Annotated in this window: 11 protein-coding genes; 8 read left to right on the plus strand and 3 right to left on the minus strand. The window is 75.1% G+C overall.

Annotation, left to right across the window (positions count from 1 at the left end; all coding sequences use genetic code 11):
* Window positions 1–123 precede the first annotated feature (123 nt).
* A complete protein-coding gene (locus ABZ801_RS14495) occupies window positions 124–942 on the plus strand; it encodes an enoyl-CoA hydratase/isomerase family protein (protein ID WP_344944953.1) in 819 nt (272 codons plus the stop codon).
* 84 nt (window positions 943–1,026) lie between these two features.
* On the opposite strand, the gene ABZ801_RS14500 is transcribed toward ABZ801_RS14495, so the two are convergent.
* The gene (locus ABZ801_RS14500; RefSeq protein WP_360697586.1) at window positions 1,027–2,958 is read right to left on the minus strand and encodes a Xaa-Pro dipeptidyl-peptidase; all 1,932 of its coding nucleotides are present in this window, start codon (window positions 2,956–2,958) and stop codon (window positions 1,027–1,029) included.
* 293 nt (window positions 2,959–3,251) lie between these two features.
* Here ABZ801_RS14500 and ABZ801_RS14505 point away from each other — a divergent pair, with 293 nt between their 5' ends.
* Together ABZ801_RS14505 and ABZ801_RS14510 are read left to right on the plus strand one after the other, a co-directional pair.
* The gene (locus ABZ801_RS14505; RefSeq protein WP_360698173.1) at window positions 3,252–5,399 is read left to right on the plus strand and encodes an ABC transporter ATP-binding protein; all 2,148 of its coding nucleotides are present in this window, start codon (window positions 3,252–3,254) and stop codon (window positions 5,397–5,399) included.
* A 143-nt stretch (window positions 5,400–5,542) separates the two neighbouring features.
* Window positions 5,543–5,707 (plus strand): hypothetical protein, encoded by a 165-nt coding sequence (locus ABZ801_RS14510; RefSeq protein WP_344944959.1) that lies wholly within the window; start codon window positions 5,543–5,545, stop codon window positions 5,705–5,707.
* Window positions 5,708–5,741: 34 nt separating this feature from the next.
* Here ABZ801_RS14510 and ABZ801_RS14515 read toward each other — a convergent pair whose 3' ends face one another.
* Window positions 5,742–6,692, minus strand: a complete 951-nt coding sequence (locus ABZ801_RS14515; RefSeq protein WP_360697590.1) for a sulfotransferase — start codon at window positions 6,690–6,692, stop codon at window positions 5,742–5,744.
* A gap of 105 nt (window positions 6,693–6,797) precedes the next feature.
* On the opposite strand from ABZ801_RS14515, the gene ABZ801_RS14520 reads away from it, so the two are divergent.
* The 5 genes from ABZ801_RS14520 (at window position 6,798) to ABZ801_RS14540 (ending at window position 12,015) form a co-directional block, all read left to right on the plus strand.
* Entirely contained in the window at window positions 6,798–7,565 is a 768-nt protein-coding gene (locus ABZ801_RS14520; protein ID WP_360697592.1) for a Sir2 family NAD-dependent protein deacetylase, read from the plus strand.
* A gap of 127 nt (window positions 7,566–7,692) precedes the next feature.
* Complete coding sequence (locus tag ABZ801_RS14525) at window positions 7,693–8,745, plus strand: LD-carboxypeptidase (RefSeq protein WP_344944968.1); 1,053 nt, start codon at window positions 7,693–7,695, stop codon at window positions 8,743–8,745.
* Complete coding sequence (locus ABZ801_RS14530; RefSeq protein ID WP_344944970.1) at window positions 8,742–9,659, plus strand: hypothetical protein; 918 nt, start codon at window positions 8,742–8,744, stop codon at window positions 9,657–9,659. Before ABZ801_RS14525 ends, ABZ801_RS14530 begins: the two co-directional genes overlap by 4 nt.
* A 28-nt stretch (window positions 9,660–9,687) precedes the next feature.
* Entirely contained in the window at window positions 9,688–10,767 is a 1,080-nt protein-coding gene (locus ABZ801_RS14535) for a sugar diacid recognition domain-containing protein (protein ID WP_360697596.1), read from the plus strand.
* Window positions 10,768–10,887: 120 nt separating this feature from the next.
* On the plus strand, window positions 10,888–12,015 hold the full coding sequence (locus ABZ801_RS14540; RefSeq protein ID WP_360697600.1) for a glycerate kinase: 1,128 nt from the start codon (window positions 10,888–10,890) through the stop codon (window positions 12,013–12,015).
* A gap of 18 nt (window positions 12,016–12,033) precedes the next feature.
* Here ABZ801_RS14540 and ABZ801_RS14545 read toward each other — a convergent pair whose 3' ends face one another.
* Complete coding sequence (locus tag ABZ801_RS14545; RefSeq protein ID WP_360697602.1) at window positions 12,034–12,696, minus strand: hypothetical protein; 663 nt, start codon at window positions 12,694–12,696, stop codon at window positions 12,034–12,036.
* Window positions 12,697–12,722 lie beyond the last annotated feature (26 nt).

The raw sequence follows: 12,722 nt of genomic DNA on the forward strand, positions 1-12,722 counted from the left end.
CCGCCGCGGCCGACCGAGTATGGTTCGGTTCGCGACGGCGGGTCGGCTCGCGTCCGGCCCCCTTGCCGGGTGCCGGGGCCGGTCCGCCGCGACACGGCAGTCACAGCGGAAGGGGGGCGTCACATGACGGACGCCAGTGCGCAGGAGCCGCGGCCGGAACCGGCCACACCGCCGGACGAGGCGGAGCTGGCCGAGGCGGGGCTGCTGCTGGAGGTCGACGGCGCGGTCGCCACCGTCACGCTGAACCGCCCCGAGCGCCGCAACGCGATGACCTTCGCCACCTGGCGCGGCCTGGCCCGGATCGGCCGGTCGCTGCCGCCGCAGGTGCGGGTGGTGGTGCTGCGCGGCGCGGGCCCGTCGTTCTCGGCGGGCATCGACCTCGGCATGTTCTCCGGCGGTGAGCAGCCCGACGGCTCCGACCCCGAGGCCACCGACCGGTTCATCGCCGAGCTGCAGGAGGGCTACACCTGGCTGCGCCGCCCCGAGATCGTGACGATCGCGGCCGTGCACGGCCACGCCATCGGCGGCGGCTTCCAGCTCGCGCTGGCCTGCGACCTGCGGGTGGCCGCCGACGACGCGGTGTTCTGCATGAAGGAGCCCGCGCTCGGCCTGGTCCCCGACCTGACCGGCACCAAGCCCCTGGTGGAGATCGTCGGGGTGCCGCGCGCCCTGGAGCTGTGCCTGACGGCGCGCAACGTGCCCGCCGAGGAGGCGGCCCGCCTGGGCATCGCCGAGATCGTCACGCCGCGCGACCGGCTGGACGAGGCGGTGCGCGGCCTCGTCGACTCGCTGCTGGCGGTGAACGCCGGCGCCGCCGTGGCCACCAAGCGGCTGCTGTGGCAGGCGCCGGGCAACACCCTCGAGGAGCAGTGCGCCGCCGAGCGCCGCGAGCAGATCGGCCGCCTGCGCGAGATGTTCGGCGCCGGGCGGTCCGCGACCTGATCTCCTCGGCCGTGCGAAAGGGCCGTCAGGGGAGCCGCGAGCCCTCCTGACGGCCCTTCGCTCACGCGCGGGCGCCGCGTCGTCCTACCCGAGGCCCTCCAGCGATCCGCCCGGCGCCATCGGGAACAGCAGCTTGCTGCTCTCCGGACGCACGATCAGCCTCGTGCCCGCCGGGTAGCGCAGCGTGTAGTCGTAGTCGGTGGACAGCACGACCACGCCGATGCGGTGGCCGGGCTTGAACACGTAGTCGGTGGGCTCCATGTCCCAGCGGAACGTGTACTCCCGGCCCGGCGCGAACGGCTCGGTGCGGCTCGGGCTGTGCCGGTTGCGGGCGTCCAGCCACCCCCGCGTGACGATCTTGAAGGGGGCGGTCTCGGTGCGGTGCGCCAGCCGCGTGGTGCAGCCGTCGTCGCCCGGAACGCCCTCGCCGTAGCAGACCCGTTCGCCGGTGTCGACGCGGGCGCCGGTGGGACGGGTGTCGGTGCCGTAGTCCACCAGCAGCGCCGTCAGGTACGGCGACCGCCCGTCAAGGGACGCCTTCACCGACATCCGGGGGATGCCGTTGACGCGGACGGCCTTCTCCAGCTCGGGCGTCAGGTAGACGAGCCGGTTGGGGTCGGCCTGGTTCTCGTTGACCAGCAGCTGCTCGGCGGTGCGGGTACGGCCCGCGTCCACCATCGACTGCGGCGCGCCCGGACGCGGACGCGGCGACAGGGCGCCCGGCTGGCCCTCCGCACCGGCGTTCAGGCTCAGCGGCACGGTGCGGGTGCCCGGGACGGGCCAGTCGCGCGCCGTCTCCCACCGGCCGGGGGCGCGCTCGATGTCGACGCGCGGCTCGGCGGTGATGCCGTTCTGGATGCCGTACAGCCACCGGTCGAACCAGTGGTGCGTCTGCCGCAGCCACTCCTCCAGCCGCCAGCGGAAGGGCGTGGCGTGGTTGCCCTGGTGGAGCCACAGCTTGCGCGGCACCCCCGCCTCCTTGAGGGCGTTCCACCACTGCACGGAGTTCTTGACCTTGACGTTCCAGTCGTTCAGGCCGTGCACCACCATCACGGCGGCCTTGACCTTGCGGGCGTCCCCGACGTAGTCGCGGTCCGCCCACACCTTGCCGTAGTCGCCGGTCTCGCGGTCCTGCGCGGCGGTCAGCTCGTCGATGACCTTCGCGCACACCTCGGGGTTCTTCCGGGTGAGCACGACCTTGGCCAGCACGTCCAGGTCCTCGCCCTGGAAGCCGCCGGGCGCCAGGACGCCGCCGTTGGCGCGGTAGTAGTCGTACCAGCTGGAGATCGCGGCGATCGGCACGATCGCCTTGAGCCCGGTGACGCCGCTGGCCGCCGCCATGTTGGGCAGCGTGCCGTTGTACGACTGGCCGATCATGCCGACGCTGCCGGTGGACCAGGTGGCCTTCACCGGGGTGCCGTCCGGGGCCCAGCCGCGGGCCCGGCCGTTCAGCCAGTCCACGGCGGCCTTGGTCCCGGCCTGCTCGGCGCGGTCACCGGACGTGGGGCAGCCGGTGGAGCCGCCGGTGCCGATGCTGTCGAGGTTGGCCACCGCGTACCCGCGCGGCAGGAAGTAGTTGTCGTAGTAGCCGGGGAAGAACTCGGCCAGGTTCCGCTGGACCGTGGCGCGGGACCGGGCCTGCGCCCCGCCGATGTCGACCGGGTGCATCGGCACGTCGTCATGGGTGCCCGCCCAGTACGGGCTGGGCTCCAGGATCGTCGGGACCCGCAGGCCCCGGTCGGTCTCCTTCGGGCGCATGATCCGCAGCTGGACGCGGTCGCGCACGCCGTCGCGGTCGCTGTCGACCGTGGTCTCGATGTCGACGGTCTGGGTGACGGCGTCGGCGCGGGAGAACACCGGCTGGGTCTCCCCGTTCGCCACCTTGATCGTCGGGACGGCCGGACGGGCGGTCGCGGCCGCCCCGGCGGGCGGCGCGGTCGCGGCGATCAGCGCGGCCGCGAGGGTGAGCGCGCCGGCGGCTCGCCTGGTGGGGCCGCGCAGCAGACGTCGGGTCACGTGGGCTCCAAGGGGGGGTTGAGAGCCGAAAGATGTTGATCAGCAGATCTACTATCCCGGTGCGGGGTACGTCCACGACAAGGCCGGATATGGCGGGTGCCGTGCGGTTGTGCGATTGTGCCGTCGCGGTCGCGTTACGCCCAGAGCTGACCTGGGAAGCCCGGATGCGGGCGATGTGTTGTGCTGTGCTGACGCACGACCTGATTACTTGATTACGTATCAGACGACGGACGTGGCCGCCGGGGCGTCGCGGCCGCGTCGGACCCTCGGAGGTCGCTGTGGGGATGCCGGGAATGCCGGGCAACGGCTGGCAGGTGATGGCCTCGTTCCGCCGGGACGCGTCGGTCACCCGGCAGCGGCTCAAGCCCGGCACCGTGCGCCGTATCGCCGGCTACGCCCGGCCCTACGTCCGCGAGCTGGTGCTGTTCCTGATGCTGAACGCGCTCGCCGCGGGCATCGTGGTGGCCAACCCGCTGCTGCTCAAGTCGATCATCGACCGCGGCATCGTGCCGGCCGACCACGCCGTGGTGGTGTGGCTGGCGGTCGCGGTGGCCGGGCTGGCGCTGCTGGAGGCCGTGCTCGGCCTGGTCCAGCGGTGGTACTCGGCGCGCATCGGCGAGGGCCTGATCTACGACCTGCGCACCCAGGTCTTCGGGCACGTCCAGCGCCAGCCGGTCGCGTTCTTCATGCGGGCGCAGACCGGGTCGCTGGTCAGCCGGCTCAACAACGACGTCATCGGCGCCCAGCGCGCCCTGACCACCACGTTGTCGTCGGTGGTGTCCAACGTGATCAGCCTGATCCTGGTGCTGGTCACCATGTTCGTCCTGTCCTGGCAGGTCACGCTGATCGCGTTGCTGCTGCTGCCGATCTTCATCCTGCCCGCCAAGTGGGTGGGCAAGCGGCTGCAGCGGGTCAGCCGCGAGCAGATGCAGCTGGACGCCGAGATGAGCTCGCTGATGACCGAGCGGTTCAACGTGGCCGGCGCGATGCTGGCCAAGCTGTACGGGCGCCCGGCCGAGGAGGAGGAGAACTTCTCCCAGCGCGCCGCCCGGGTCCGCGACATCGGCGTCGTGGCCGCCATGTACGGGCGGGTGTTCTTCACCGCCCTGACCCTGGTGGCGGCGCTGGCCACGGCCATGGTGTACGGCGTCGGCGGCGTCCTGGTCGTCGACGGGAAGTTCCAGCTCGGCACCCTGGTCGCCCTGGCCACCCTGCTCACCCGCATGTACGGGCCGCTGACCGCGCTGTCCAACGTGCACGTGGACGTGATGACCGCGCTGGTCAGCTTCGACCGCGTCTTCGAGGTGCTGGACCTCAAGCCGCTGATCGCCGACCGCGCGGACGCCCGTCCCCTCACCGTCACCGCCGACGGCGACGGCGGCGCCGGCACGCTCGTCAAGACCGACAAGCCTGAGAAGACCGACAAGCCTGAGAAGCTCGACAAGACCGAGAAGGCCGCCGGGAACGGGCGGGCCGCCGGGGACGGCGCCGCCACGGCGACGACCGCCAAGGTCACGGCGGTCGAGGGGGAGCGCGCCGCCCCGGCGATCGAGTTCGACCACGTGTCGTTCTCCTACCCGTCGGCCGCCGAGGTGTCGCTGGCGTCGCTGGAGTCGATCGCGCGCACCGACAACGCGCCCGGCCGCGAAGTGCTGCGGGACGTGACGTTCACCGTCCCGCCCGGGCAGATGTACGCGCTGGTCGGCCCGTCCGGGGCGGGCAAGTCCACGATCACGCACCTGGTGTCGCGGCTGTACGACGTGACCGACGGCGCGGTGCGGGTCGGCGGCCACGACGTGCGGGACGTGACGCTGGAGTCGCTGCGCGCCCAGATCGGCGTGGTCAGCCAGGACGCCCACCTGTTCCACGACACGATCGGCGCGAACATGCGCTACGCCCGTCCGGACGCCACCGACGAGGAGATCCTGGCCGCGCTGGACGCCGCCGCCATCGGCGAGCTGGTCGCCGCGATGCCCGAGGGCCTGGACACGGTGGTGGGCGACCGCGGCTACCGCCTGTCGGGCGGGGAGAAGCAGCGCCTGGCGATCGCCCGGTTGCTGCTGAAGGCGCCGTCGGTGGTGGTGCTGGACGAGGCCACCGCGCACCTGGACTCCGAGTCCGAGGCGGCCGTCCAGCGGGCGCTGGCCACCGCGCTGGCCGGGCGCACCTCCCTGGTGATCGCGCACCGGCTGTCCACGGTCCGGGAGGCCGACCAGATCCTGGTGATCGACGGCGGCCGCGTCGCCGAGCGGGGCCGCCACGAGGACCTGCTGCTGCGCGGCGGCCTGTACGCCGAGCTGTACCGCACCCAGTTCGCCCGCCAGGCCGACCCCGCCCCACCGGCGGAGCCCGCCGAGGTCACCGAGCCCGCCGAGGTCGACGCGCCCGCTGCCGACGGCCTGCCCGGCTCTCGCGAGACCGAGCGCGCGGCCGCCGACTGACGACTCCATGCCTGGTCTTTGCCGGGACGCGCCGGAGCGGCCACCGAGCGGTCACCTTGGGGGCCTTCCCTGGGGATGACGGCCGTGCGCGCCGGGGGGCGCGAGCGGCCGCGTCATGGCACACGCTGAGGAAGGAGCACGGCGTGCGTGTGACGGTCAACCCCGGTCGCATCGTCAGGAGCGGGACGGGACGCTACGCCGTCCTCGTGGTCGGCCTGGGCGCGGCGGGCGTGGCGATCGGCTGGCTCGGGCCCGACCGGCTGCCCGAACTGGCGTCGTCCCCGGCGGCGCTGGTCAGGCGCCGCTGACCCGCCGTCTCCGCGGGGCGCACGCCGCGGGGCCTCAGCCCGCGGTGCCGAGGTCGTAGCCGAGGCGTCCCAGCTCGGTGCCCGCCACCCGTTCGACCTGCGTGAGCTGCCGGGGCGTGAGCCGCTCCCGCCAGACGCCCACGCGCCGGTCGTCCGGGACGGGCGCGCCCCTGCGCACCAGCCCGGTCAGCACGCCCGTGGAGATCGGGGCGCCCAGGTACTCCGACACGGCGTCGGCGACCCGGCGGGGCCGCCGCACCAGGTCCTCGAAGCGCACCGTGAGCAGCTGCTCCTCGGGCGTCTGCGCCCGCAGGCGGGCGCTGAGCCGCACCGACCCGCGCCAGCGCAGCGCGCACTTGACGGCCGGGGCGGCGCGCGGCCAGCGGGCCCGGTCGGCCACGTCCTCCACGCCCAGGAACGGGTTGGGGAACACCTCGTCCAGGTTGGCCAGGCCCGGCTTGAACCAGGCCAGGCAGCGCTCGTCGGCGAGCATGTCGGCCACCACGTCCCGCCCGTCGCGGATGACCTGCAGCAGCTGGGCGTCGGGGAAGGCGTCCAGCAGCACGTCCGCGCTGTAGATCAGGTCGGGGGAGGCGTCGGCGAACCGGTCGACGTCGCGCGGCGCCACGCACGGCGCGTCGTCCACGGCGGGGACGCCGGCCGCCGACGGCGGGAGCCCGGCGGCGTCGCGGCACACGTCCGGGCACTGCGCGCAGGCGCGCGCGGAGATCTGCCACGCCTCGGCGTAGGCGTCGCGCAGGACCCGGGCGGCGCCCCGGCCCCGGCCGGTGGCGATCGACGGCCGCCGCGCGAACGCGTAGGTGACCCTCAGCACCCCGGGGCGTCCCATGGTCAGATGGAACCCCGCGGACCGCTTCAGGGCGCGCGCCAGCAGGTCCGCGCCGGAATGGGGCGAGCCCAGGATGAACACCGGACGGCGGACCTTGGTGCCGTTGACCACGAGGATGTGCGGCGTGGACCTCATACGAGTGTTCAGTTTCTCACCTCGCCGGGACGAGAGCCGACAGGCCGGCGCGCTCACAGGGATAATAGGAGCAGAAGAGTGCTTTCCCGGCCTAGCCTTGGAGAAATGGACGCTCCGACCACCCTGCGGGAATGGCTCCCGCGGGCGCAGGCGATCACCGTGCTGTCCGGCGCGGGCATCAGCACCGACAGCGGGATCCCCGACTTCCGCGGCCCGCAGGGCGTGTGGACGAAGAACCCCGAGGCCGCGGCGCAGTCCACGATCGGCGCCTACCTGGCCGACCCCGAGGTGCGGCGGCAGGCCTGGCGGTCGCGGCGCGACCATCCGGCCTGGCACGCCCAGCCCAACGCCGCGCACGAGGCCCTGGTGCGGCTGGAGAGGGCGGGGCGGCTGCGCGCGATCGTCACCCAGAACATCGACGGCCTGCACCAGCGGGCGGGGGCGGCGCCCGAACGGGTGATCGAGATCCACGGCACCATGCGCGAGGCCGAGTGCCTGTCGTGCGGGCTGCGCACGCCCATGCCGCAGGTGCTGGCCCGGGTGGAGGCGGGCGAGGACGACCCGCCGTGCCCCGACTGCGGCGGCATCCAGAAGTCGGCCACGATCTCCTTCGGGCAGGCCCTCGACCCCGACGTGCTGGACGCGGCGGTCGAGGCGGCCCGCTCCTGCGACCTGTTCCTGGCGGTCGGGACGTCGCTGACCGTGCAGCCCGCCGCGGGCCTGTGCCTGGAGGCGGTCGAACGCGGCGCCCGGTTCGTGATCGTCAACGCCGAGCCCACCCCGTACGACCCGGTCGCCGACGCGGTGCTGCGCCGCCCCGTCGGCGACACGCTGCCCCGGCTGGTCGAACTGGCGGTCGGGGCGGCCCGGTGACCCGTCCGACCTGCGGCGCGTCACGCGGCGCGATGATCCGCCCACGGATCGTGAGCGGACGGCCCTTCCTTTGGCGACCTTCTCCTGACAAGCTCTATCCGTCGCGGTGCGAGGAGGGACGAGGTTGATGAGCGGGGGCACCCGCGAGGGGGCCGCACCCGAGGACGGGTCGCCCCGCCGGTTCGCCGGGCTGCGCCCCGGCGACCGGGTGGCCGTGGTCGCGCCGAGCGGGCCGGTCGATCCCGTCCGGCTGGAGGCCGGCTGCGGCGTGCTGCGCGATCTCGGGCTGGAGGTCGTCCTGGCCGGGCATGTCCTGGACCGCGCCAACCTCGCCGGCGCCGCCGCCCGCGACGGATGGCACCGCCTGGCGGGCACCGACGCCGACCGCGCCGCCGACCTGGAGGCCGCCTGGTGCGACCCGGACGTCCGCGCGGTGCTGTGCGCCCGCGGCGGCTACGGCGCCACCCGCCTGCTCGACCTGCTCGACTGGGACGCGCTCGCCGCCGCGTCCGGTGACGGACGCGGCCCCAAGGCGCTGCACGGCTCCAGCGACATCACCGCCCTGCACGTGGCGTTCGGCGCGCGGCTGGGCGTCAGCACCTCGTTCGGCCCCATGGTGGCCGGGCTGGTCGCCGACCTCGCCGGCCCGCTCGACGACGACCGGGAGCGCACGCTGGCGCACCTGCGGTCGACCCTCTTCGGCGACCCGGCCGGGGCGACGGTCACCGGCAGTCACGCGCTGAGCCCCGGGCGTGCCGAGGGCGTGCTGACGGGCGGTACGCTGGCTCTGCTCACCGCGCTGATCGGTACCCCCCACGCCCCGCCGCCGGCGGCCGGTCGCATCGTCCTGCTCGAGGACGTGTGCGAGGCGCCCTACCGCGTCGACCGGATGCTCACGCAGCTGCTCCAGGCCGGGTGGTTCGACGGTGCGGCGGGCGTGGTGCTGGGCTCGTGGACCGACTGCGGCGACCCGGCCGAGCTCGACGCGGTGTTCACCGACCGGCTGGGCCCCCTGGGCGTTCCGGTGCTGGCCGGTGTGCCCGCCGGGCACGGACCGTGCCAGGTCACCCTGGAGCTCGGCGCCCCCGTACGGCTGGACGCCGCAGCGCTGACCCTGAGCGTCCCGGCCGGACGGCGCCGCGCAAGTGACAGCCGACCCCTGCCGGGAGGAGTGCGATGAGCGGCCGGCATGCCCGTCCCGGTGCGTGGGACGACGGTCGCCGGGACGGCCTGTGGGACCAGGGCGCCCTCGACTCGCTGCTGGTGCTGGTGGCCGAGAGCCTCGGCTACTCCTGCCGCCGCGTCCCCGGCGACGTCATGCTGCTGGAGGGCGCCAACCGGCTGCACGTCAGCATGCGCAACCTGCGGCAGCTGGCCCGGCTGGTGCCGCGTGACGACTGGCCCGCGCTGGTGTCCGACCACGTCACCACGATCGTCACCGCCGTCGAGGAGCCGCTGGACCTCAGCGACTTCGACCTGGCCCAGCATCTGCTGCGCACCCGCATCTACCCGGCCGAGGCCGACAACGGGGTCCTGGCCGCGCGCCCTTTCGCACCCGGGCTGATCGAGGTGGTGGTCGTCGACACCCCCACCACGGTCCGCACCGTCACCACCGACGAGATGCACGGCTGGCCGGTGTCGGGGGACGCGCTGTTCATGCTCGGCCGCTCCAACGTGCGGGGCGACGGGCCGCTGCAGGTCGACGAGGACGAGCTGCGCAGCGTGCGGGTGTCGGTGCTGCACGGCTGGACGTTCTACGCCGCCACCCACCTGGCGTGGCTGGAGGAGTACCTGCCGATCGGCCCGTACGGCGCGCTGGTGGTGGCGCCCAACCGCAGCCAGATCGTCGCGCACCCGCTGCGGCCCGCGGGCGGCTGCCCGCGCGCCCGCTACCGGGCCGCCGTCAACGCCGCCCGCGAGCTGCAGGCGCACGCCCGCCGCGCCTACGAGGACGGCCCCGGCTCGCTCAGCCCGCACCTGTACTGGTGGCGGATGGGCGAGCTGACGCTGCTGGACCTCCGCTACCAGGGCGACGCGGTCGTGCTGCCCGAGGAGTTCACCTCGGTGCTGACCAAGCTGGCCGCCGAGCCCTGAGCCGCGGCCCCGCGGCTATCGTGACCGTGTGATCAGCGCGGAGGACGCCCGGGCCATCGTGGCCGAGATCACCCGGCGGCTGGGCCGCAACGTCAACATCATGGACCGGCACGGCGTGATCATCGCCAGCGGCGACCCGGCCCGCGTCGGCGAGGTGCACGAGGGCGCCCGGCGGGTGCTGGCGACCGGCGAGCCGTTCGCGGTGACCGGCGCCGAGGCCCGGCGGCTCGGCGGCACCCAGGCCGGGGTGAACCTGCCGATCCGCGCCGCCCGGGACGGCGGCGCCGGCGGCGAGGCGGTCGCCGGGGTGGTCGGGGTGACCGGCGAGCCCCGCGAGGTCGGCGAGCTGGCCGCCGCGGTGGTGCTGATGACCGAGCTGATGATCACGCAGCGGGCGCTGCGGGAGGAGGCCGGCTGGCGGCGGCGCGTCCGCGAGCAGATCCTCGCCGACCTGGTGGCCGGGCGGCTGACGGCCGCGGAGTGGCGCCGCCGGCTGCGCCTGGTGGACGCCCGTCCCGGCCCGCCGTCCCGGGCGTTCGCGCTGCGCGCCGCCGACCCGGCCGCGACCCGCGACCTCGACCGCAGGCTCGGCGCCGACGAGCGGCGCGTGCTGGCCGCCGTCGACGCCGACGGCGTCCTGTGGGCGGTGGCGGCCGCGGACGCGGCGGCCGCGCTGCGGCCCCGGCTGGAGGCCCTGCGAGCGGAACTGCCCGGCGGGGCCCTGCTGGACGCGGGCGACGCCGCCGACCTCACCGCGCTCACCGACGTCCTCACCCGGGCCCGGCTGGCGCTGCGCCGCCCCTGGACGGGCCGGCGGCGGCTGGACGACCTGGAGCTGCCCGTTCTGCTGGCCCGCGTGGACGAGACCGAGCGCGCCGCCATGGCCGGACGGGTCCTCGGCGCGCTGCCCGGGGAGCTGCGCCGCACCCTGCGCGCCTACCTTGACCACGACCGCGACGCCGCCGCGGCCGCCCGCGCGCTGAACGTCCACCGCAACACCCTGGCCTACCGGCTGACCAAGATCGCCGACCTCACCGGCCGCGACCCCCGCCGCTTCACCGACGCCGTCACCCTGCGGGTCGCCCTGGACGCCGCCGAGACCGGCTAGTTCTCGTTGTGCGGCGCGCACAGTCTCAGGGGCGTCGCAGCGGTGATGCTTCGGCGGGGTGCCCAATGCCTGGCGCGGGCGGGGGCCGTAGGGTCTGTGCCCGAGGGAAGGGAGCCCAGCGTGCGGATCGTCATCGCGCCCGACTCGTTCAAAGGCAGCCTGAGCGCCGCCCAGGTGTGCGTCGCCGTGGAGGCGGGGGTGCGCCGGGCCGCGCCCGACGCCAAGACCGTCGCGGTGCCGATGGCCGACGGCGGCGAGGGCACCCTGGACTGCTTCCTGCGCGGCGCCGGCTGGCAGGAGATCCGGATGACCGCCCACGACCCGCTGGGACGCCCCGTGGCGGCCCGGTACGCGCTGTCGCGGGACGGACGCGCCGCCGTCGTCGAGCTGGCCTCGGCGTCCGGGCTGCCGCTGCTGGGCCCCGGCGAGCTGGACCCGCTGCGCGCCGACACCCGCGGCACCGGCGAGCTGGTCGCCGACGCGCTGCGGCGCGGCGCCCGCGACGTGCTGGTGTGCATCGGCGGCAGCGCCAGCACCGACGGCGGCACCGGGCTGCTGCGCGCGCTGGGCGTGCGCTTCACCGACGCCGCCGGCGCCGAGCTGCCGCCCGGCGGCGCGGCGCTGGCCCGGCTGGCCGCGATCGACGACTCCGGGCTGGCCGAGGGGGCGCGCGAGGCGCGCTTCCGCGTCGCCTGCGACGTGACCAACCCCCTGGTGGGGGCGCGGGGCGCGGCGGCGGTGTTCGGGCCGCAGAAGGGCGCCACGCCCGAGCAGGTCGCCGAGCTGGACGCGGCGCTGGTGCGCTTCGCCGACGTGCTGGCCGAACGCACCGGACGGCGCGTTCACGACCTGCCGGGCGCCGGAGCGGCGGGCGGCACCTGCGGCGGCCTGGTCGGTGTGCTGGACGCCGCGCCCGCCAAGGGCGCCGAGCTGGTGGCCGACCTGATGGGCCTGCCCGCCGCGCTCGACGCCGCCGACCTGGTGATCACGGGGGAGGGGCGGCTGGACGACCAGAGCGCCGGCGGCAAGGTCGTCTCCGTCGTGGCGAGCCTGGCGCGGGAGCGCGGCGTGCCGGCGGTGGCGCTGGCCGGGAGCGTGGCCGGGCCGCTGGACGAGCTGCACGGGCTCGGGCTGACCGCCGCGTTCAGCCTGGCCGACGGCCCGCGCACGCTGGCCGAGCTGACCGAGGGGGCGGCCGGCCTGCTCGCGGCCGTGGCCGAACAGGCCACCCGCCTCCGCCTCGCCTGACAGGGTCTTTCTGGGGGCTCAGCTCGACGCGGGCTCGGGCTCGGGCGCGGTGCGCTCGGCGGCGGGCGCCTCCTCGGCGGGGGCCGGGGTGTCCTTCACGGGCTCCCTGACCTGCATGAGGGGAATGAAGACGTGCGCCAGGGGGCCGATCGTCACGGCGTACAGCAGGGTCCCGACGCCGACCGTGCCGCCGAGCAGCCAGCCCACCGCCAGCACGGCCAGCTCGATGGAGGTGCGCACGACGCGGACCGAGTGGCCGCGGGCCGCCAGCCCCGTCATCAGCCCGTCGCGCGGGCCCGGCCCCAGCCCGGCGCCGATGTAGCAGCCGGTGGCGAACCCGCCGGCCACGATGCCCGCGACCAGGAACGCCCAGCGGGCCGCGGTGGCGTCCGGGTCCGGCAGCAGGTACAGGAACAGGTCGGCGAACACCCCGACGAGCAGCGCGTTGCTGACCGTGCCGATCCCCGGCCGCTGCCGCAGCGGGATCCAGGCCAGCATCACCAGGGCCCCGATGATGATGATCCACGCGCCGATCGACAGCCCGAACCGGCGTGACAGGCCCTGGTGGAACACGTCCCACGGATCGTTGCCGAGTCCGGAGGCCACCTGCAGGGCGATGCCCAGACCGTAGAGGGCCAATCCCGCGTACAGCTGGACCAGGCGGCGTGCCATCAGGGCCATTCGTGCCTACTCTCCTACCTCGACCT

The sequence above is a fragment of the Actinomadura sp. NPDC047616 genome (assembly GCF_040642915.1).
Taxonomy (GTDB): domain Bacteria; phylum Actinomycetota; class Actinomycetes; order Streptosporangiales; family Streptosporangiaceae; genus Spirillospora; species Spirillospora miaoliensis.